Origin of the sequence: Streptomyces sp. NPDC093984, assembly GCF_044764595.1 — a bacterium.
Taxonomy (GTDB): domain Bacteria; phylum Actinomycetota; class Actinomycetes; order Streptomycetales; family Streptomycetaceae; genus Streptomyces; species Streptomyces cynarae.
Genome location: NZ_JBIWIM010000004.1, coordinates 153,043 through 170,269 on the forward strand (window position 1 = coordinate 153,043; position 17,227 = coordinate 170,269).

The following is a 17,227-nucleotide window of genomic DNA, read 5'->3' on the forward strand; positions in this document are numbered from 1 at the left end:
GGGCTGGACTTGCGCGCCGTGGGTGTGGCTATGTTGACGACACCCCGGAAAGCGCGAGCGGCCATCAACGCTCCCGCGTCAACGGCCGTACATTCCCGCCCTTCACACCCGTCTCCGCCCCCGACCGACGGTGAACCGTGGGCACCCATCCCACCGGCCACCGAGTGAGGACCGCCCCTCTTGGCACGAATCCGCACCATCAAGCCCGAAGCCTTCGTCTCCGAGTCCCTGGCCGCCGTCTCCCTGACCGCCGAGCGCACCTTCTTCGGCCTGCTCACCCAGGCTGACGACCAGGGCCGCCACCGCGACCACGCCGCGATCATCGCCGGGCAACTGTGGGTCCTGCGCCCGGAACACACGCCCTCCGCCGTCGAGCAGGACCTCGCCCAGCTCGACGACGCCGGGCTGATATGCCGCTACAAGGGCACGGATGACAAGCGCTACCTGCACATCGTCACCTGGCGGCAGCATCAGAAGATCAACCGCCCCAGCGCGAGCCGCCTTCCAGCCTGCCCGCACCACGACACGCCGGCTCACACCGCGCCCGGCGTTGATGCGCCGACTGCGGAGGCTGGCGTCACGGAGCCCGCACCGCTGTCTCCCGGAGCCCTCCGTGAGGGCTCCGGGCAAGTACGCAACCCTGCGGTGAATCCCGCTCCGAATGGCGAACCTGCAGGCCAGGACGATTTCACGGAGTCCTCCGTGAGGAAGCAGGGAGGGCTCGGTGCGGGAGCGGTGACGCCTCACGGTCCGGATCTAGGACCTAGGATCATGGATCTAGGAGATACCCCTTCGGGGGGCGCGAGCGCCCCCGCACCTCGCACCGTCTCGGCCAACCAGCTCATCGCCGAGTACGCCGCCGCTTGCACACACCGGCCACCCAAGGACGTCCTGGGCCATCTCGGCCAGCAGGCGCGCAAGCTGCTCGACGAGGGCATAGCCCCCGATCACATCCGGGCCGGACTCGGACTGCACGGCGCCAAGGGCCTACACCCCAGCACGTTGCCGAGCCTCGTGCACGAAGCCATGAACGCGGCCCCCGCCGCGCCGGTTGTCCACAGGGCGTGGACAAACCCCGTCGATGTCGAAGCCGCCTACGGAGGTGACCTCTGACCGCCACCCTCACCCGCGAGCCCCACCGGGTCGGCCCGCTCGCCGACCGGCTCAACGGCATCCTTGCCAGTCGCGGCATCGACCTCGCCACCGCCGCCGTCGAGGAAGGGCACGCCGAGCCCGTCACCGCGCTGGAACTCGCCGACGCCAGGATCCCCGCCCGATACCGCCGAGCCCTGGCCGACCACCCGAAGGTCACCGCCTGGGCCGACGAGATCGCCCGCGCCGGACGCCCCGGCCCCGGGGGGCCGGGCATCGCCGAAGGCCCGTCGCTGCTGATCGCCGGCCCCACGGGCACGGGCAAGACGTACCAGGCGTACGGCGCCATCCGCACCCTGCTCGCCCGTGGCGTCCGCCTGCGCTGGGAGGCGACCACCACCGCCGACTTCCACGCTCGCCTGCGTCCACGCGCCGGCCATGACGCCGAACGTGAACTGCAGACCCTGGCACGCTGCCCGCTGCTGTGCCTGGACGACCTCGGTGCGGCCAAGACCAGCGAGTGGACCGAGGAGCTCACCTACCGGCTCATCAATCTCCGGTACGAGCACATGCTCCCCACCCTCATCACCACCAACCTCCCGACGGAGCAGCTACGCGTCGCCCTCGGTGACCGTGTCGCCTCCCGCCTCGCCGAGATGACCGAGCGCGTCATCCTCAAAGGCCCCGACCGACGACGCCGCACCGCGCCCTCCGCCTGACCGGCCTCCCCACCTGCCTCGCCGCGCCGCGCGCGCTCACGCCTGGCCTGCGCCGGCCCGCGCGGCAGGACCGCTCAACGCTCCGCCGTGATCGTCCGGCCCTCCCCGGTTCCTCTACACCTTGGAGACCCTCCTGCCTTCTCTGACCCTCGTTTCCCTGGCCACCCGGAACAGCGGCACGCCGCTCCGCCCGGACTGGGTCACCTCCCCGGTGACAACCCTGGCGCTCCTCATCTCTCTCGTGCTGCTGGGCCTGCTCGCCGGATGGCTGATTCGCCAGCAGCGCCGCCGGCCGCCCGGCAGCAAACGCTGGCGCGGGACCGTCGCGGTGCCCATCGCGGCCATGGCCGCGCTCGGCTGCACCGCCTACAGCGCGGACACCAGCTGGCGGTTCGCCGCCGACTACCTCGACATGGACGGCACCGCCGAGCGCGTCGCGATGTTCGCCGCCGCCGAGCTGGCCCTGTTCGCCACCGCCCTGATGGCGCGGCAGAACCTGAACGGCCCGAAGCGGGCTCCCGGCCTGCCCGGCACACTCACCTGGGTCATCACCGCCGTCCAGGTTCTGCCCGCCTACGCCGAGTCCGGGCTCGTCGGCGGCACCGTGCGAGCCTTCGTCGGCCCCGTCATGGCCGCGATGCTGTGGCACCTGGCCATGGGCATCGAGCTGCGCCACCGCGCCCCTGACGCCGCCTCGCGCGGCCTGGCCGCCGTCCTCGTCCGCCAGGCCCGCGAGCGCCTGCTCGCCCGCCTCGGCATCGCCGACCAGGACGCCGATGCCGCCCGCCTCATCCGCGAGCGCGCGCTGAGCGAAGCCGTCGCCCTGATCCTGCGCGCCGAGTCGATGACCGACCGACAGCGCGGCAAGCGACGGCAACGACGCCTGACAGAGCGACTGCACCAGGCGCTGGAGCGGGCCGGCGTCGACGGAGATCCGCTCCAGGACGAGCTGCTGCTGCGCAAGCTCGCCACCCGCAAGCAGGCCCTCGGCCTCGCCTTCATCACACTGCCGCCGCGCTGGCACATCCCGGCCTCGTCCCCTGCCCCTGAATCCGGGCACAACCGCCCGCGCGCCGCCCGCCCGGAAGCACTGCCGCGGGCAGAGGACGCTGCCCGACCGCACCCATCAGACCCGGGGGACGACGAGGTGCCTCCGGCTGCCCGCTCGCAGCCTGCCCGCCCGGTGCCCGGGCTGCCCGCACGGGCAGAGACGCAGGACAGCCGACCGCGCACGGGCAACAGCTCGGGCAGCGTGTCGGGCAAGCGCGAACGGAAGGGGGCTGCCCGGAAGAAGCGCGACGCCGGCAAAGCCCGTGCCTCCGACGAGGTCATCCTCAAGCACGCTCGCCGCATGCACGAGGAGACCGGCAGCGTCGGCCGCGACCGGGTCGAGGACGCCCTGCGCGCCGCCGGCTACACCGTCTCCAGCGACGGCGTCGGACGAGTCGTCCGCGAGTTCAAGGCCCAGCTCAAGGCCGCAGCCGGCGATCCACTCCGCTGATCCCCGCAGCACCAGCACTTCCGACCAGACCCCGACCCGAAGGGCCCCATGCACGCCCCGCACCACGAAGAGCCCATGCCCCACGGGGAATCCCTGCTGATCACCCCTGCCCCATCGGGAGCAAGTTGGTGCAGGAGCATTGCTCCCGTCGGGAGCAATGCTCCTGCCTCTCCCGCCCCGGGAGTGGCAGGAGCGGATCGGCACCGGGGGACGCCGATCGTTGAGGATGCGACCGAGGGCGGATCGCATCCTGAGAGGGAGGAACCGCGCACGTGCCACAGCACCGACTGCGCTCACGCCTCTTCGTCGAAGCCCCGTGTGCAGCAGCGTGAGCGTCTGCGCGACAAGAAGAAACGCGTGCGCCAGCCCAGCTGCCGCATGAACCACGACGAGTACCAACTCCTCGTCCGAGCAGCCGCCGAGTGCCATATGAGCGTCGCCGGGTTCCTTGCCCGCGCGGCTCTCAACGCTGCCCGCGACCTCAACCGCACCGCCGCGAACATCGCGGGTGAGAAAGAGATGCTGCAGGAGCTGTTCGCGCTGCGGCGGCACCTCGGGCAGATCGGCAACAACCTCAACCAGGTGGCCAAAGCGCTGAACTCCGGAGCCGACGCCCCGCAGGCCGCAGCCGTCCTCGCCGCCGTCCAGCACGCCGCCAAGCGGGTCGACGCCTTCACCCAGCAGCACCTGGACCACAGGACGGCTGCGTGATCCCGCGCGTCCACACCAGGGGCACGCGCACCATCGGCCTGCTCCACTACCTGTACGGGCCCGGCACGCACGAGGAGCACATCGACCCGCACCTGGTGGCCGCATGGGACGGCCTTGCCCCCGACCCCGGCCGAGACCCCGACGCCACGTACGGCGATCTCCAGCGGCTGCTCGACCAGCCGGTCATGGCCCTGCCCGAGAGCCGGCGGCCCGCCGAGCACGTGTGGCACCTGTCGGTACGCGCCGCCCCCGAGGACCCGATCCTGTCGGACGAGCAGTGGGGCGAGATAGCCCGCAGGATGGTCGCCGCCACCGGTATCGCCCCCGACGGCGACGACGCCGCGTGCCGCTGGGCGGCCGTCCGGCACGCCGACGACCACATCCACATCATCGCCACCATCGTCCGCGAGGACGGCCGCCAGGCCCGCCTGCGCCAGGACGGCAGACGCTCCCAGGCCGAAGCCCGCAAGATCGAGAACGACTACGGGCTGCGCCGCCTCCACGCCGGCGACGGCACCGCCGCCCAGCGGCCCACCAGCGCCGAACGCCACAAAGCCCAACGGGAAGACCGCGAGCGCACCGCGCGTGAGGAACTGCGTGAGACCGTGCGCCGCGCCGTCGCCGGCACCGCCTCCACGGAGGAGTTCTTCGACCGGCTGGCCGCCGCCGGTCTGTTGATCCGTAAGCGCATCGCGCCCTCCGGCGACCTGCTCGGCTACAAGGTCGCCCTGCCCGACGACCGCAACGGTGAGAAGGAGCCGGTGTTCTACGCGGGCTCCACGCTCGCGCCCGATCTGTCCCTGCCCCGCATCCGTGAACGCTGGGCGCTGCCCCCGGAGGCCGCTTCGGCGGACGGCTCAGGGCCGGAGCGGCCTGCCCTGCCGGACGTGACCGGCCCCGCGTTCGCGCGGCGCCGAGCCTCCGCCGCCACCTGGCAGGCCCTCATGATCATCGACCACGGCGACGACGGCACGGCAGCTGCCCAGATCGCCGCGGCGGGCGAGATCCTGGACGCGCTCGCCAAGACCTCCGCCGCCCACACCCGCGCTGAACTCCGCGAGGCAGCCTTCGCGTTCGAGCGGGCCAGCCGTTCCCACGTGAGAGCCGCACGTGGGCATGACCGGGCCCTGCGCCAGGCCGCCCGCGATCTCGTCCACAGCGGGCCCGCCCTGGGCCGAGGGGAAGATGGCGCCACCACCGCGATGCTCATCGACATGGCGTTCTTCCTCGCCATGGCCGCGGCGAACTGGCACGCGAAGAAGCACCACGGCCAGCAGGCCGCAGCAGCCCGACGAGCCGCCGAACATCTGCGCGCCGCCTACCAGGCCGCCGCAGGTGAATCCATGGCCGCCCTCGCACAGCGAGGCCGCCGTATGGCCCCGCGTGTTCGGCAACGGCAAGCCGACCTTCTCCACCAGGTGCTGCCGGAGCTGGCCGAACGCATCCGGACAGAGGACGGCTGGCCTGCCCTGGCCGCCACACTCGACGACGCCCGCAGAGCCGGCCACGACCTGGCAGCTCTGCTGGCTGACGCTGCCCGGAGGCGCGAGGTCGACACCGCGACCTCCATCAGCGATGTCCTCGTCTGGCGCCTGCGACGCAGCGCCCACCTGCCCGCCCTGCCCGAAAGTCCCCACGAGACGCCCGCCCGAGGCAGTGGACGCCAGGGGCCCTCGGCGCCCAGCACGCCGCTGACGCAGGGCACTGTGAAGCATTCCAGCCGCCGCTGCTGACCGGAAAGCGGCGCAACATAGCCGACGATCGCCGGTTGGGCAAAACGGCGATCCTCCGGACCATTGATGCCTCCACCCACCCACTCCCATGAGGAGCACCCGTATGCCCAAGACCCAAGCCCGACCGGAGATCGTCGTCCTACTCTGCGACACGGACGTCGAGCGCCAGCGTGAGACCAGCAAGTGGTACCACCTCGACGGACGCCCGTTCAGCAAGGACGAGCTGAGCCTCCTCCGCAGGGCTACTCGCGCCGAATTCGAAGAGATTGAGATACAGCTCAAGCGATACCGGGACTACCTGCGCTCAATGGACGAAGCTCCGGATGCCCTCGACCAGTTTCTGGCCCCGTTCTGGGAGCGGCTCGCCGTGAAGAGGCTCGGCAACGCCGTCGAGCTCATGAATGAGGACGAGCGAGCCGAGCTCGATCACCTCCTCGGGCTCATCGTCGACCCAGTCCGTCCCTTCACCCCCTACGCCTTCTGACCCTGGGCCCCACGCCGGCGCGTGCCCAACGCGCTAGTTACCGGCTCCCGAGACCGAGCCGGCATCTGACACAGAGGCGGGTGCGTGCCAAGCGATAGCCGGTACGACTCGTCACATTGAATGACACACCGGGCGCGGGGACGGACCGCTCCCAGCAACCCCAGGCCGTGACGCCACGAGGACGTCGACCAAGGCATAGCAGCATGAAGCCGGGCCTCCCCGAGGGGAGGCCCGGCTTCGATGCGTTGGATAGCCCTCAGCTGGCTGGAGCGCGCAGGAGCCGGTCGCGCGTGCTCTTCGGCAGGACCCGGCGCAGCACCGGCGCACTGGAACTGAGGGAGCCGACGAACGCGGCGACGAGGTCGTGCGGCACGCTGGGGCCGAAGGACGCCGCCCACAGGTAGCCCGCTCCGAGCACCGGCTCCGCCCACGCCTGCCACCCGGCCAGGGCCGCCTCGTCCGCCTCAGCCACCAGTGCCAGGGGGTCGCCGTCCTGGATGAGGGGCGGCACCTCGCCGAGGCGGACGTGGGAGGCGAACGTCGGGTCCACCGCGCCCGTGCCGGGCTGGTCGACGTCCCGCAGCCACCCGTGCGCCGTAACCGCGTCGAGGACCAGCTCGGGGCCACCGAGCGGCAGGGCAGGCTGATCGCGGGCGTCGAGCGCGGTGAGGAAGGTGCCGAGGACCTCTCCGGGGACCTCGGGGGTGAAGTAGGCCGACCACTGGGCGAGCGGGCTGCGCAGGTCCGAACGAGCGGACACTTGCCAGGCGATCGGCAGGTTCCCCAGGTGGAATGGCTCGTCCGGCAAGACCCACTGCGCCCACCGCAGGGAGTCGGGACTGATGTGCAGGACGGTGCTGCGCAGGACCTGTCGGTCCTCCAGCGCCTCGTCCGGCTGCTGGCGCCCGCGGACGATCGTCAGGCTCGTCCAGCCGAGGCCGGCGAGCGTATCGGCGACGGCGTCGTACAGGCGTCCGTCGTCACCGGCCAGGTGCCGTGGACCGACCCAGTACGCGGACGGGACGTTCGCCGGGCTGGGTGGGCCGATCGGGAAGTCGGGATGCAGGAACGCCTCCAAGAGCTTGGTGATTTTGATGCCGCTAGCGCGGACGTCGAGGGTGCCCGAGGGGCTGGAGCCTCTGGCAGTCACAGCTGCTGGGAGGTCTCCAGCACGCGTGCGACTGCGGCAGCGACGACATCGGCCGGCGTCTCGGTGTCGAAGAAGATCTGGTAGCCGCGCACCTTGGCCGTACCGGTGACGGCGATCTTCCACCCCAACCCGTCGGTCCCAGGACGGCCGGACGGAAACCATCCGAGATAGAAGGATCCATCCTTCGAGTTGACGTGTACGTCCGCGCGGTCGTCGACGACCAGGTGGAAGTCGTCGGCGGAGAACTGATCCATCACGAGCGTGGCCTGGCCTGGTCCGAGCAGCCACTCACGCAGCCGCAGGGCCTCGACGCTGGTGGAGAATCCGGGGCCCTGGGGTGCCGCAGTCACGAGTAATCACCTCTCTGACCTGGTCTTTTTGCCAGAAGGTCGTCCAGGTTCACATGCCCTTGCGGCGCTGACCAGTCATTCGTGGATCTTTGCTGTCTGCCCCCGGCGAACTGAGACGCAGAGCGCGAGACCTCACTGTCCAGCTGCGGAAAACGGCGTGCGCCCGGTGTGGGCAGTGCTGATAGTTGCCCCATGGAGGCGATCGAGGCCGCACGCGCCGTCGTAGATGAACAGCACCCCGAAGCGCGCGCCGCGTTCCTGGGCGGCAGCGTCGTGACGGGCCGCCGAACGGCCACGTCGGACCTCGACGTCGTGGTCCTGCTCCACGGAGCCCCAGCCCCCTACCGGGCGAGCCTCCAGTACGCCGACTGGCCGGTGGAAATGTTCGTTCACACCGAGGCGACGTGGCACGCCTACGTCGAAAGGGAGCTGCGCAAGCGCCGGTCGCCGCTGCTGTGGATGTGTGCCGACGGGCTGCTGCTCTTCGACACCGATGGACTCGGAGCCCGCCTCGCCGCACAGGCCCGGAAGCTGACCGCCGCCGGACCACCCCCGGTGTCGTCGGAAGAGATCGACGACCGCCGCTACGCGATCACCGACCTCCTCGACGACCTCGCGGGAAGCGACGACCAGAGCGAGCGCCTGTTCATCGCGACCGAACTGGTGCGACGCACCGGTGAGCTGGCACTGGCCGTTGGCGGTTCGTGGGGTGGCGGTGGGAAGTGGCTGGCACGCCGCCTTGAGACAACCGCGCCAGGGCTCAGCACACGCCTCCACCACGGCCTACAGGAGGTACTGGACGGGAGAGTCGAGACCCTCGTGGCCGTCGTGGACGAGGTGCTCGGGCAGACCGGTGGCCGGTTGTGGTTCGGCTACAAGCGTGTCGGGGCGCCCTGAGCGATCCCGCGCTGCGGACGTCGCAACGTCTGTTCCTCCACGTGCAGATCACGCGATCGACAGCAGATCCCGAGTCTCCTCAGCGCACCCCCACGACAGAGTGACGCCAGCACCTCCGTGCCCGTAGTTGTGCACGACCACGGTGCCGTCCTCCCCCACCTCTTCCTCCACACGGACCGTGGCGCGGGTCGGTCGAGCGCCGACCCGGTGCTCCAGGACACGGGCCTGGGCGAGTCGGGGCTCGACCTCGGCGCAGCGGGCGAGGATACCGGCCGCCGCCTTGTCATCGGGGGCCAGATCGCCCTCGCCGTCGATCGCTGTGCCGCCCAGGACGACGGTGTCGCCGTGAGGATAGAAGCACAGCAGATCGGGCGAGAGGCCGGTGTCCTCGGAGAAGAACTCGGTCAGCCCGGGGTTGGTGACGACGACGTGCTGGCCGCGGATGGGCCGGAGGTCGGGGTCCGGAGCCAGGTCGCGTGCACCAAGGCCCGCGCAGCTGACGATCACCGAAGCCGGACCGGCGTCCGATAGCGAAGTCAGCCGTCGCCGCTCGACCACGCCCCCGGCATCGCGGAGCCGGCGCAGGAGGTAGTCGAGGTAGGTGGGCATGTCGATCAGTGGCACGGTGAACCGGTAACCCGCCGTGAACCCGGCCGGAAGTTCGGCCCGCTCACACGGTCGGAAACCCGGCAAAGTGGTGGCCCAGTCCGGCGCGGCCTCGGCCGTGCGGGACGCCTCGATGCCACTGGTGAGCCGGACGCCCGTCGCCGGGTCCTGGGCCAGCTCGCGGAAGATCTCCAGGGACCGTTGTCCCCACTGGTCGACCTTGTCCTTCGGCTCGACCAGGTAAGGCCCCCACATCGCCCCGGCCGCCAGCGACGTGACCCCCGGCACCTGCTCGGCGATCACGTGCACCGAAGCCCCGGCCTCGGCGAGAACAACGGCCGTGGTGAGCCCAGCCACCCCAGCCCCGACAACGACAACGCGCTCCCCTGCGGTCATGACCCTGACCCTAACGGCCGGGTTGCGTCGATGGGGCGTGTTGGGCGAGGGCGTCCTCCAGGGCTGGCAGGAAGCCGCGCACGTGAGGGTTGCGCTGTCGGCGGCGGAGGTCGGCGGCAAGCTGGCGGAGCAGCGCCGCGCTGCGAGGCGAGCGGACGACATCGAGGCGGTCGGCGGCGATCTGGCCGATCTCGCAGGCTGCCTCCAGGTCTCCGTGGGCGCTGTGGCCCAGGGCCAGCCAGGCTCCCTCGAACATGGCTCGGCGCTGGCTGGGGTCGCCGCGCGGGACGTCGTACGCCCCGGATCTGAGCATCTCGGTCCCTTGGGCGAGGAAGCGGCGGCTCTTCTTTCCGCTCTCCGCCTTCTGCTGTGCACGACCCATCTGGATGAGGCCGTAACCGGCCTGACAGTCCAGGTGGTTGTCGGTGAGGAAGTACATCCAGCGGGGCTCTTCTTGGCCGCCGTCCCGGCTTGCGATCAGTTCGCGGGCAGCGCCACGAGTGTGGGCGAAGTCGTTGTCACGGCCGGCGGCGGCGTACGCGTAGGCGAGCCGGGACAGGACTGACGCCCGGACGGCCAGCGGGGCGGCGTCACTCGCACGGCGGGCGGCCTCTCCGAGGGCGATGGCGTCCGCGGGGTGTCCTCGACTCGCCGCCTGGAAGGAGAGGTCGCCCAGGATGTGGGCGCACAGGGGAAGATCGTTTACCTGATGCGCGGCCCGGAGCGCCGTGACGAAGTAGCGCTGCGCCAGTCCGTGATCGGCCGCGTCGAAGGCCATCCAGCCGGCCAGCTGGCCGATCTCCGCGAGCGCGCGGATCAGACGGCTCGCGACAGCCGGAGAGTGGCCGCCTTCGCGAATCAGCAGCCCGACAGCCCGGAACTGTGCTCCGACGTAGGGCAGATGACGTGCCCCTCCGTGCTCGTCATCGAGCAACTGGAGCATGGGAAGGTGCTGCTCGACCTGGTCCACGAGCGGATCGGTGCCGAGCGACGACGTCATTCGGGGCGTGTACTGACCGCGTCCCGCGGTGCCGTCGAGGTACTGGGCGACGATCGCGAGGAGTCCCGCGCCCGAGATCGCGAGGAACCGGCGCCGGTCGACGAGCCCTCCCATCACCCAGTCCTCCACGATCGCCTCCATGCCCTGCACGGTCCAGGGTCGCGCGAGATCCGTGTCCGCGGCGACGAGCGCTGACGAGTCGCCCACACGGCCCTGCCAGAGTTCGGCCACCGAGACATTTCTACCCAGCTCCTGGGAGAGCACGTAGGCGGCCATCATCGGCAATGGCGAGCGCGGCAGGGAGCCGGCGTCCCGCCAGTGGTACGGCGCCGACTCGGCCACCGTCCCCGCGCCGAACACTCGGTTGAGCTTGCGAGCGAGCGCCTTCGGGCTCCACCCGAGTTCGTCGAGGCACCCCGCCAGTACGACATTGGGCTCGCCTGTCTGCGGTGCCACGTGCGACCACCCTTCGCTCCAGTGGTTCGTCCATCACTTCGCGGGCCCCATGGTGATGCCCCTGGACGGACGATTCACCACCGTCGCATGGAAGTTGACCGAGTTGACCCACTGATCGGGTCCTGTCTGACCGTCCCTCTCCTGTGTTCTTGGATCCCGGCGGAGGCGCCCGTCTTCCGAGCCGACGGAGAAAGAGGTGGGCCTTGAGACAGCACACGAGCACCTCCCCAGGTCGACCGGGCGGTGTGCTGGACCGTGACGCCGGACGACCAACCTCCGCCCCCGGACGCGGGCTTGTCGCTGGAGACGGCACGACCACCCTGATCACGGATCTGCCGTACGGACCGGAAGCGGCCGAGGTCGCCCGGTGCGCCGTGACGCTGGCGCTGCGCGGCACGGAGACGGACGTACTTGCCGATGCCCGCCTGATCGGATCGGAGCTCGCGACGAACGCCTTCGTCTCGGGCAGTCCTCCGTTGGTTCTGTGCGTCGACCGCAGGAGTCTGGCCAGCGGCGGCCTGGAGGTCGAGATCACCGTCACCGACGGCGGCTGTTCCCGACCCGCACCCGCTTCTCCTGCCGCTCCCGACGAGCAGGCCGAATCAGGACGGGGACTGGTCATCGTCGATGCCTTGGCCGACGCCTGGTCGCTGACCACTGGCACCCACGGCTCTCGTGCCTGGTGCCGACTCACCCACAGGCCGTGCTCTTCGTCCGCCGGCGCCTGATGTCCACGCCTGCCCAAACCCGTCCTCCAAGGAGGCACCACACAGTGCGCATCGACCATGCGACTCCACCACCCCCGCCGACGGCTGGGCCGGACGCCGCTCGCCAGCCCAGGGTCGTCGTCGCTCTCCACGAGGGCTTCTACGGCGCGGAGTCAGGCACCGGCTTCAGCAACCGCGCCTTCCTCACGGCACTGGTCCGGCTCCTGCCGACAGGCCGCCTCTCAGTGATCACCCCACACGTGCCGGAGACCGCGGGAGCGCACAATCAGCGGTGGGCCGGCGAGGTGCGGCAGATGCTGCGACAGGCCGAGGCCGAGGTCATCACGATCCCGAAGGTCCAAGCGCCACCGGACTCGGTCCGCGGTTCGATCCAGCTGTGCGACCTGGCGGGCGAGGCGGCCATGCGCATCGCCGCCCGCGCGAGCCGGTGCCTCCTCGTCGGCCTCGACATCCCGTTCCTCGGGCTCGCCCCCTACACGTCGCCGACCACGGACCTGCTGCTCGTACCCCGCTCCGCGACCGCGCTGACGCGGCCCAAGGATGTCTCCCGCGTCCGCTGGGAGCGCGACGCCCTGCGAGCGGCGACCCGCCGAGGCGGACGCGTCGGGGCCATCTCCTCCCACATGCGAGGCCACCTCGTCGTCAACTACGCCGTCCCTCGGGCGAGCATCGTGAACCTCCCGAACGGGCTGATCCGGGAAGAGATGGGCAGGCCGGCCATGGCCCTGCCTCTGCCTTTCAAGGCCCGCGCCGGATTCCTTCTCGCCATGGGCCGCGCGGTTCCGACGAAAGGCTTCGAAGACCTCCTGGAGACGTTGCGCCTGCTGAAGGAACGCGGTGTCCCCGTTCCTCACCTGCTGTTGGCTGCCGTGACCTCGGAGGAACACCAGCGCCCCTCCTCGTACCAGCAGGACCTGGCGGCGCACATCCGCGCGCACGACCTGGACGCGACTCTGATCACTCGCTTCACCCCCGCGATCCGTGCCTGGCTGCACAGCCCGGCCCTGCGCGCGGTCATCGTTCCCTCTCGCGAGGAGCCCTTTGGCCGGATACCCCTGGAGGCGTTCGCAGCCGGTGCCAGCCCGGTGGTCGCGACCACTGCCGGCGGCCTGGCACAGACCGTCATCGACGGGGAGACCGGCTTCACTGCCGCACCGCAAGACCCCAGGTCCCTCGCCTCCGCCCTGCAGCGGGCCCTGACCGTCCTGCCGCGGGAACGCGATCGGCTCCGGAGCGCCGGGGCGGCCCTGGTGCGCACCCGCCATGACTACGACGCCAGCATCGGTTCCGTCATGGACCGCATCGCCCCTTGGGCGCTGGCGCAGCCAGCCACCGCGGAGGGCCGCACGCGATGAACCAGCCGGTGGTGCTCATCAGCCTGGAGTCCCCGCACTCCTTCTGGCGGCTGTCCTCCGAGCACGAGCGTGCACTATCCGCCGCCTTCCCCGGCATCGAGTTCCGCAGGGCGACCGAGGAGGCCGTGCCGCACCAGCTGGCCGACGCACACGTCTACTTCGGGTGGCGATTCGCGCCCTCATGGCTGTTCGGCGCCCCACATCTGAAGTGGATCGCTTCCCCGGCCGCCGGCACTAACCATCTGCCCGTCGCCGAGGCGCACTCCGTCGGGGTAGCCCTGACCCGCTCCTACGGCTTCCACGGCAAGCCCATGGCCGAGCACGCCATGGGCCTGGTCCTGGGCTTCTCCCGCGGGCTGTTCATCAGCCAGCGCGTCCAGCGGAACCGTGCCTGGTGGAAGGACGACCTGGCCGAGGAGTTCTTCGACCTGGCCGGGGCGACGATGACCATCGTCGGCTGCGGCAGCGTCGGACGCCACCTCGCCCAGGCCGCTCGGGCCTTCGGCATGAACGTCATCGGCGTACGCCGGACACCACCTGCGGCTTCCGAGGGCGGGATCACGTGGGTACACACCACGGCGGTGCACCAGGCGGTGTCCATCGCCGACGTAGTGGTCAATCTGCTGCCCGCGACCCCGGCGAAGGACCACTACTTCGGCCACGACCTCTTCTCGGCGTGCAAGCCCCGCTCTCTCTTCCTCAACCTCGGCCGCGCGGCAACCGTCGACCAGTCAGCCCTCCTGGCCTCCCTCGACACCGGCCACCTGCGCGGCGCGGCCCTGGACGTGTTCGATCCGAAACCGCTGCCCGCCCGCCATCCGCTGCGGCTCCACCCCCGGGTCGTACTCACCCCGAAAAGCTCGGTGTTCTGCCGCGCGTACATGGACGAGGCGGTCGCGTTCTTCGCCGACAACCTGCACCGCTACCTCTCGGGCCAGCCCCTCAACGGCCTGGCCGAGGCGCCCGCCACCCGCTCTCCGCTCGTAGGAGGCTGACCAATGCCCACCGCAGACCACGACGACCTGGCCGCCGCCTTCGCCGCCGCAGGCCGCAACCACCCCTACCTGGCCTTCACCCTGAACTCGCTGTGCAACCTGGACTGCGTCTTCTGCAAGCCCCGGTGCATGCCGGACTACGGGCACAAGGACCGGCCCCTGACCGCCTCCGACTACGCGGCCATCGCCACCGAGGCCGGGTCCTGGAAGATCAGGAAGGCACACTGCTCCGGCGGTGAACCGACCCTCCGCGCCGACATCCTCGACGTCATCGCGGGCCTCGCCGACGGCCTCGGGCCCGACACCGCGATCGGCATGACCAGCCACGGCAACCTGCGCCGGGGGCTGAGCGTCGAACAGCTTCACCGCGCCGGCCTGACCTACCTCAACCTCAGCCTCCACAGCCTCGACCCGGCGCGCTCCGCCGCGATCATGGGCGGCGGCGACCCGCGCACCACCCGGAGCACCCTCGACACCGCCCTCGCCCTCGGCCTGCGCGTGAAGATCAACTGCGTGCTTCAGCGCACCTACCTGGACGACGCCTTCACCGTGGCCCAACTCGCCCGCGACCTGCCCGTCGCCGTCCGCCTGATCGAACTCCAGAACATCGGCCCCGCCCAGGCACTGTTCGACACCGAGTTCATCACCGAGGCAGAGGTCCGCGACCGCCTCCAGGAGTGGTTCGCGAACGCCGGCGAAGTCTCCCGGGACCAGCTGGGCGTCCGCAGCCCCGGGCAGTACCTCCGTCCCGACGGCTGGGCAGGGTCGATCGGCTTCATCTCCAACTCCAGCTGCGCCACCTGCTCCGACGCCAACCGAATCAAGATCACGCCCACCGGAGTGGCACGACCCTGCATCCTGCACAACCGCGACATCCCCCTGAAGCCCCACCTCGCCGACGGCACCCTCGGCGACGCCTTCGCCCACCTCTTCCAGGCCATGCTCGACCGCAACACCAACGACGCCTGGCAGGGCTTCCACTACGTCGACTACGACCTGCGCTGGGACCGGATGGAGCGTCCCGAAGGCACTCCGATCATGCCCCTGCTCCCCGTCATCCCCACTGAAGCGGCCGGCCCCTCCTGCGCCCGCGCCTCCACCGGGGAACGGTGATGGTCGTGGTCGACGCGCCGCCTCTCTACCAGGGACTCGGCGCTCTGTACGAACGGGAGCTGGACGCTCACGGGGTCAGGGCCGTGATGCTCACCCACAAGTGGCAGCCGGCCGACCTGCTGGCTCCGCACTCCGACATCGACGTACGCGTCCTCCTGCCCCAGGCACCTGCCGACTGGGAAGAGTGGAACCACCGCCTGGCCGCCGCACACGCCGCCGCGGTCGGCCGGGAGGTCTCCCATCGACGTCTCCTGGAGCACCCGCCCGGCTTCGCGTTCACCGTGACCGAGGCGGACCGGCGACTCGTCTCCGCGCCCGAACTCGCGACCTGGTCGCTGATCAGCGGGAGCGCCCGGGACTTCCAGCGCTGGAAGTCCCAGGCCCAGATGGCGCCCTGGTGCGCGGTCGACGAGCGGTTCTACCGGGGAATCCTCCAGGCCCGGATGGGCGGCCGGTACCAGCTGGCCGCGGACAGCACGGACAACGTGGTCGAGGACATAGCCGCGTACCGGCGCCACTGCGTGGCCTGGCACTACCTCGCTCCCTGCTGGTTCGCCGCCGCCGCGCTCGCGACACGGACGCGCTGCCCCGGAAAGACGGCGGCTCTCACCCAGTGGCGGCCGGAGGGATTGGATGGATACGCCGAGCTGTTCCTCCGGCGCCCGGAGCATCTCTCCGGTACCCGCCCACGGAGTCCGCGCCACCTGCTCCGCGCGGCCCATGTCGCCCTGGAAGCGGCCATGCGCCGCGTTCCCGATGGCGACCGCGCCGACGGCCAGGGCCAGGAACACGCCCGTACCGACTGGGTGATGACCGCCGGAATGCTCCGTGTACGCGTCGCCCGCTGGCTCTACTACCTCGACCCGCCGCCCGGCGTGGCGACCGAGTATCTGATCCGGCGGGAGGCGAAGGAACTTCGCTCCGCCGCGCACACCCTGACCGTGCTCGCGGCAGACGAGGCGACTGCCGCCCAGCGGCTGGCCGCCCGGATGGCGGCGTTGATCCCCACCGGACCGACCACCGTCGACACCCTGCGCGCAACCCTCACGCGCTGGCACCAGCAGAAAACCACCGTCCAGGACTTCCTCAGCCTCACGCCCGACGACGTCCACCTCTGACCCAAGGAGATTCGCCATGCCCGCGCGTGCGCCGGATCCTCGCACTCTCAAAACGGCGAAGGTCAAGATCACCACGAAGTGCAACCGGCACTGCGACTTCTGCATCTTCGCCGACGGCGCCCAGGGCGAGAACATGTCCCTGGATCTGTTCTGCACCATCCTGACCCGGCTGGAGACCATCCCCTTCCAGCAGCTGCACATCAACGGCGGCGAACCCACCGTGCACCGGGACTTCCCGGCGCTCAGCGACGCCGCCCGCTCGCGGCTGCCGGACAAGGTCATGGTCCTGGGCACGAACGCCATCACGCTGGCCCGCAACCAGCCGATCATGGACGCGACGCTCCGCTCCTACGACCAGATCCTCATCGGCTGCGACGACGAACACGGCAACTACGACGAGGTGCACGCCGTCGTGCCCCGCCTCCGCGAAGCCGGCAAGACCGTGGTCGTCAACAGCGTCCTGGAAGGCATCAGTTCCACCCGGCTCACGCAGCTCGGGACGCTGTGCGAGAAGTACGGCGCCGTCCACGTCACCAACCACGTGCACCACGTCGACGTCGGCCAGCCCGCGAACGAGCTGCGTGGCCTCTGCGACCGTTACCTCGACCAGCACCTGATGATCGAGATGGACGGGTCCTGCTACCGCTGCTTCAACGCCATGGCGAAGGACGACAGCGAGTTCAGCATCTGGGACGAGGACTTCGCGGCCAAGGTGTTCGCGCCCCGCGGGCACCACTTCCGGTTCTGCCTGCGCTGCCACGAGTACACCGACTCCGGCGCCGCACTCGTCCCCGCCCTCACCGTCTGATCGGGAGGTACACCA

At 70.6% G+C, this 17,227-nt stretch carries 17 protein-coding genes; 13 read left to right on the top strand and 4 right to left on the bottom strand.

Translation table 11 applies throughout. The features are described 5' to 3' along the window. Positions 1-180: 180 nt before the first annotated feature. From ACIRC0_RS16730 to ACIRC0_RS16755, 6 genes are all read left to right on the top strand, one after another. Entirely contained in the window at positions 181-1,113 is a 933-nt protein-coding gene (locus tag ACIRC0_RS16730; protein WP_403616823.1) for a hypothetical protein, read from the top strand. Further along, a complete protein-coding gene (locus tag ACIRC0_RS16735; protein ID WP_403617346.1) occupies positions 1,110-1,811 on the top strand; it encodes an ATP-binding protein in 702 nt (233 codons plus the stop codon). The genes ACIRC0_RS16730 and ACIRC0_RS16735 overlap by 4 nt, the downstream gene beginning before the upstream one ends. Positions 1,812-2,022: 211 nt before the next feature. Beyond that, a complete protein-coding gene (locus ACIRC0_RS16740) occupies positions 2,023-3,312 on the top strand; it encodes a hypothetical protein (RefSeq protein WP_403617347.1) in 1,290 nt (429 codons plus the stop codon). Between the two features lie 357 nt (positions 3,313-3,669). Beyond that, positions 3,670-4,023 carry a plasmid mobilization protein gene (locus ACIRC0_RS16745; RefSeq protein ID WP_403616826.1) on the top strand — a complete coding sequence of 118 codons (354 nt, stop codon included), beginning with the start codon at positions 3,670-3,672 and terminating at the stop codon, positions 4,021-4,023. Continuing rightward, a complete protein-coding gene (locus tag ACIRC0_RS16750; protein ID WP_403616829.1) occupies positions 4,020-5,756 on the top strand; it encodes a relaxase/mobilization nuclease domain-containing protein in 1,737 nt (578 codons plus the stop codon). The genes ACIRC0_RS16745 and ACIRC0_RS16750 overlap by 4 nt, the downstream gene beginning before the upstream one ends. 103 nt (positions 5,757-5,859) lie before the next feature. After that, positions 5,860-6,240 (top strand): hypothetical protein, encoded by a 381-nt coding sequence (locus ACIRC0_RS16755; protein WP_403616832.1) that lies wholly within the window; start codon positions 5,860-5,862, stop codon positions 6,238-6,240. A 256-nt stretch (positions 6,241-6,496) separates the two neighbouring features. Here the strand turns inward: ACIRC0_RS16755 and ACIRC0_RS16760 are convergent, their stop codons facing one another. Together ACIRC0_RS16760 and ACIRC0_RS16765 are read right to left on the bottom strand one after the other, a co-directional pair. Further along, positions 6,497-7,318: a DUF317 domain-containing protein gene (locus ACIRC0_RS16760; RefSeq protein WP_403617348.1), complete on the bottom strand. Its 822-nt coding sequence runs from the start codon at positions 7,316-7,318 to the stop codon at positions 6,497-6,499. 68 nt (positions 7,319-7,386) lie between these two features. Beyond that, positions 7,387-7,740 carry a DUF317 domain-containing protein gene (locus tag ACIRC0_RS16765; protein WP_403616834.1) on the bottom strand — a complete coding sequence of 118 codons (354 nt, stop codon included), beginning with the start codon at positions 7,738-7,740 and terminating at the stop codon, positions 7,387-7,389. A 192-nt stretch (positions 7,741-7,932) separates the two neighbouring features. On the opposite strand from ACIRC0_RS16765, the gene ACIRC0_RS16770 reads away from it, so the two are divergent. Then, a complete protein-coding gene (locus ACIRC0_RS16770) occupies positions 7,933-8,637 on the top strand; it encodes a nucleotidyltransferase domain-containing protein (RefSeq protein WP_266399254.1) in 705 nt (234 codons plus the stop codon). A gap of 48 nt (positions 8,638-8,685) precedes the next feature. Here ACIRC0_RS16770 and ACIRC0_RS16775 read toward each other — a convergent pair whose 3' ends face one another. After that, positions 8,686-9,639 carry an FAD-dependent oxidoreductase gene (locus ACIRC0_RS16775; protein WP_403616837.1) on the bottom strand — a complete coding sequence of 318 codons (954 nt, stop codon included), beginning with the start codon at positions 9,637-9,639 and terminating at the stop codon, positions 8,686-8,688. Between the two features lie 10 nt (positions 9,640-9,649). Beyond that, positions 9,650-11,095: a carph-isopro domain-containing protein gene (locus ACIRC0_RS16780; protein WP_403616839.1), complete on the bottom strand. Its 1,446-nt coding sequence runs from the start codon at positions 11,093-11,095 to the stop codon at positions 9,650-9,652. 374 nt (positions 11,096-11,469) lie between these two features. Here ACIRC0_RS16780 and ACIRC0_RS16785 point away from each other — a divergent pair, with 374 nt between their 5' ends. From ACIRC0_RS16785 to ACIRC0_RS16810, 6 genes are read left to right on the top strand one after another with little or no spacing between them, the layout of a single operon-like run. Beyond that, complete coding sequence (locus tag ACIRC0_RS16785; RefSeq protein WP_403616842.1) at positions 11,470-11,823, top strand: ATP-binding protein; 354 nt, start codon at positions 11,470-11,472, stop codon at positions 11,821-11,823. A gap of 44 nt (positions 11,824-11,867) precedes the next feature. Then, positions 11,868-13,178 carry a glycosyltransferase family 4 protein gene (locus ACIRC0_RS16790; protein WP_403616844.1) on the top strand — a complete coding sequence of 437 codons (1,311 nt, stop codon included), beginning with the start codon at positions 11,868-11,870 and terminating at the stop codon, positions 13,176-13,178. Then, positions 13,175-14,173 (top strand): D-2-hydroxyacid dehydrogenase, encoded by a 999-nt coding sequence (locus tag ACIRC0_RS16795; RefSeq protein WP_403616846.1) that lies wholly within the window; start codon positions 13,175-13,177, stop codon positions 14,171-14,173. Before ACIRC0_RS16790 ends, ACIRC0_RS16795 begins: the two co-directional genes overlap by 4 nt. A 3-nt stretch (positions 14,174-14,176) precedes the next feature. Next, positions 14,177-15,286: a radical SAM protein gene (locus ACIRC0_RS16800; protein WP_403616848.1), complete on the top strand. Its 1,110-nt coding sequence runs from the start codon at positions 14,177-14,179 to the stop codon at positions 15,284-15,286. Continuing rightward, the gene (locus ACIRC0_RS16805; RefSeq protein ID WP_403616850.1) at positions 15,286-16,404 is read left to right on the top strand and encodes a hypothetical protein; all 1,119 of its coding nucleotides are present in this window, start codon (positions 15,286-15,288) and stop codon (positions 16,402-16,404) included. The genes ACIRC0_RS16800 and ACIRC0_RS16805 overlap by 1 nt, the downstream gene beginning before the upstream one ends. A 16-nt stretch (positions 16,405-16,420) precedes the next feature. Beyond that, a complete protein-coding gene (locus ACIRC0_RS16810; RefSeq protein ID WP_403616853.1) occupies positions 16,421-17,212 on the top strand; it encodes a radical SAM protein in 792 nt (263 codons plus the stop codon). The last annotated feature ends 15 nt before the right edge of the window (positions 17,213-17,227 follow it).

What these genes read in the sequence shown, in the direction of transcription:
- ACIRC0_RS16755 (WP_403616832.1), top strand. Translation starts at nt 5,860, where the DNA reads ATGCCCAAGACCCAAGCCCGACCGGAGATCGTCGTCCTACTCTGCGAC.
- ACIRC0_RS16770 (WP_266399254.1), top strand. Translation starts at nt 7,933, where the DNA reads ATGGAGGCGATCGAGGCCGCACGCGCCGTCGTAGATGAACAGCACCCC.
- ACIRC0_RS16775 (WP_403616837.1), bottom strand. Translation starts at nt 9,639, where the DNA reads ATGACCGCAGGGGAGCGCGTTGTCGTTGTCGGGGCTGGGGTGGCTGGG.
- ACIRC0_RS16795 (WP_403616846.1), top strand. Translation starts at nt 13,175, where the DNA reads ATGAACCAGCCGGTGGTGCTCATCAGCCTGGAGTCCCCGCACTCCTTC.
- ACIRC0_RS16800 (WP_403616848.1), top strand. Translation starts at nt 14,177, where the DNA reads ATGCCCACCGCAGACCACGACGACCTGGCCGCCGCCTTCGCCGCCGCA.
- ACIRC0_RS16805 (WP_403616850.1), top strand. Translation starts at nt 15,286, where the DNA reads ATGGTCGTGGTCGACGCGCCGCCTCTCTACCAGGGACTCGGCGCTCTG.
- ACIRC0_RS16810 (WP_403616853.1), top strand. Translation starts at nt 16,421, where the DNA reads ATGCCCGCGCGTGCGCCGGATCCTCGCACTCTCAAAACGGCGAAGGTC.